Below are 2527 nucleotides of genomic sequence, written 5' to 3' on the forward strand. Positions count from 1 at the left end.
AAATTTTTAAATAAAAGACATAATTAATTAAAATTATAATTTGCTATTAGTATCTTTTTAAAAATATTTACAATTATTTTAATAGGTTATGCAAGAAGTCTAATGAATTCAAAAATTACAGTATCAATATGGCAATGATTTTAAATATCTTCGTATTTATGATTATCAAAAACGCGGAGCAGTTCATTTTAATATTATTTTAAATAAACAAATGCCTACTAGTGTTTTACAACAACATTGAAAATATGGAATTATTAAAAATTTAGTATTAAATAATGAGAATAAAACTGTTAATGAATTTGTTTTTAAATATATTACAGAACCATTAATTAAAGCAGAAACCCAAAAAGTTTATGATTTAAACATTAAAGCATATCAATTTAGTAAAAATTGTAAAAATCCCAAAGTAAAAGTTGGTGTTAATTATGAATAAACAACAGTTATGTATGGCTTGTATTAATGATACTATTTGGCAAAACGGTGCGACCGTTTGTTGAAATTGTTTTCAATTTAGAGGTGAAAACAATGGATAAAGTATGTATCATTTGCCAATCTGCTTTCATTTGAGAACTCGGTTCTAAATATTGCTGATATTGTGTTAATAATGAAATTATTTTAATTAATCAATATTATTCTAGGTTAAACAATAAGGGGATTAAAAAAATATGAAAACAAAAATCTTAAATTATTTAAAAAATAATTGATGAAAAATTTTAATTTATATTTTATCTGTTGTTTTTGGATTATTATTAATACCGGCTTGTGCTGATGTTAAAGAATTAGAATTATTTTTAAAAAAATTCGGTTTAATAGCATCTTTAATGGATATTAGCTATTTAATGTTTTGAACATTAATTGGTGCCTATATTGTTCAATTAATTTTATGAATTAAAAATAAAGTTAATAGTAGAAAAAATAAAAAGGAGGCTGTTTAATTTGGAATATGTATCAGCAGGTATTTTAATATTTATTATGACACCGATTTGTGCTTATTTTATTGCTGGAATTATAAAAATTATTAAAGAAAAAGAAACATCAATAATTTTAAGACAAAGCAAAAAAATTCGAAAATTAAAAGTCGAATTGGAAAAAAGGAAACAAAAGGAGGTTAAATAATATGATTACATTTTTATATATTATGGTGTTTATTACAGGTTGCGAGCGACCTAGGGGCGAAGCCCCTTTCCTTGATAAGGGTTAAAAATCCTACTTACATCTTTACTTTACAAAAAATAAATTATGATTTTAAATAATTACTATTTTTAAATTCAACCATAATTTGTTGACAAAGATCATCAAACTGTGAATAAGAAAATGAATATCAATGAACATTTGTTAATTGATTTTTAAATCATGTTATTTGTTTTTTAGCATAAATTTTATTAGCTTGAACCATTGTTGCTAATGTTGCATCATATGAAAGCTCGCCTTTTAAATAACGAATAATCTCTGGACAGCCAATAATTTTCATACTTTGTTTTGCTGAATCATAATTGCAATATTTATATGCTGCTTCAACTTCAACAAATAAACCCCGCTCTGTTAATCGTAATACCCGTTCAGATAAATATTGATGCAGTTCTGTTTTATCTGGTAATAACCCAATAATATATGGTTCAATATATCATTCATTACGGTGATGATCATTAACTGATTTTAATGTTCCGATTTGGAAATAGTATTCTAATGCTCGCCAAACACGTTTTCGATTATTAGGATGAACTTTATTACTCTCTTGCGGATCAATTGCTGCTAATTTTTCTCACAAAGCATAATTAGAAATATGTTCATATTCTTTTGTCTTTAATAAATCACGACCCTGGTCAGAAAATTGATAATTTTTTAATAGTGCATTAATATACAACCCACTACCACCAACTACAATTGGAAGCTTATTTTTAGTTCATAATTGAGCTAATATTTTTCGCCCTTCTTGTTGATACATCTTAATGGAATAATTCTCCTTTAAATCAATTGTTGATAATAAATGGTGTGGAATACCAACTTGTTCAGATGGTGTTATTTTATTTGTTGCAAGATTTAACCCATTAAAAATTTGAGTAGCATCAGCATTAATACATTCCCCATTAAAACGCTGAGCCATCTTAATTGATAAATCAGTTTTACCACTTCCTGTTGGACCAACAATTAAAATAACTTTTTTCTGCACCATCAAAACCTCACTAATCTCTTTATAAATTTTATCGGATAATTCATTTTTTTCAAATTAAAAAACTAACATTCAACTGTTAGCCTTTACTTTATTTTAAAAATAACTCTGAACCGCTTTAAGTGCTTGGGTGTAGAGTTACTGATTTATATAGCGGTTAATAACCCCAAACACACCTTAACGTTATAATAAACGTAGAAAACTGTCCTTGCGGACAATTATATTTTATCATATTTTATTTCTTTTTAGAAAAAATCTTTAATTTTGTCGAAAACTCTTGATGAAATAAAAAAAATCATCAATATGACAATTTGAAAACTAATTTTGTGTAAGATTATGATTTTGCTTTAAATTTWA

The 2527-nt window shown here is 25.5% G+C and carries 4 protein-coding genes; 3 read left to right on the plus strand and 1 reads right to left on the minus strand.

Going from position 1 to position 2527, the window contains the following annotated elements; translation table 4 throughout:
- The first annotated feature begins 211 nt into the window (after positions 1–211).
- The 3 genes from EHV01_RS04655 (at position 212) to EHV01_RS04665 (ending at position 1116) form a co-directional block, all read left to right on the plus strand.
- Entirely contained in the window at positions 212–433 is a 222-nt protein-coding gene (locus EHV01_RS04655) for a hypothetical protein (RefSeq protein WP_422066427.1), read from the plus strand.
- A gap of 232 nt (positions 434–665) precedes the next feature.
- Complete coding sequence (locus tag EHV01_RS04660; RefSeq protein ID WP_422066428.1) at positions 666–935, plus strand: hypothetical protein; 270 nt, start codon at positions 666–668, stop codon at positions 933–935.
- Position 936: 1 nt separating this feature from the next.
- Complete coding sequence (locus EHV01_RS04665) at positions 937–1116, plus strand: hypothetical protein (protein ID WP_353487156.1); 180 nt, start codon at positions 937–939, stop codon at positions 1114–1116.
- Between the two features lie 121 nt (positions 1117–1237).
- Here EHV01_RS04665 and miaA read toward each other — a convergent pair whose 3' ends face one another.
- A complete protein-coding gene (miaA, locus tag EHV01_RS04670) occupies positions 1238–2173 on the minus strand; it encodes a tRNA (adenosine(37)-N6)-dimethylallyltransferase MiaA (RefSeq protein WP_422066429.1) in 936 nt (311 codons plus the stop codon).
- Between the last annotated feature and the right edge of the window lie 354 nt (positions 2174–2527).

Source organism: Spiroplasma sp. hy2 (genome assembly GCF_044714365.1).
Taxonomy (GTDB): domain Bacteria; phylum Bacillota_I; class Bacilli_A; order Mycoplasmatales; family Mycoplasmataceae; genus Spiroplasma; species Spiroplasma phoeniceum.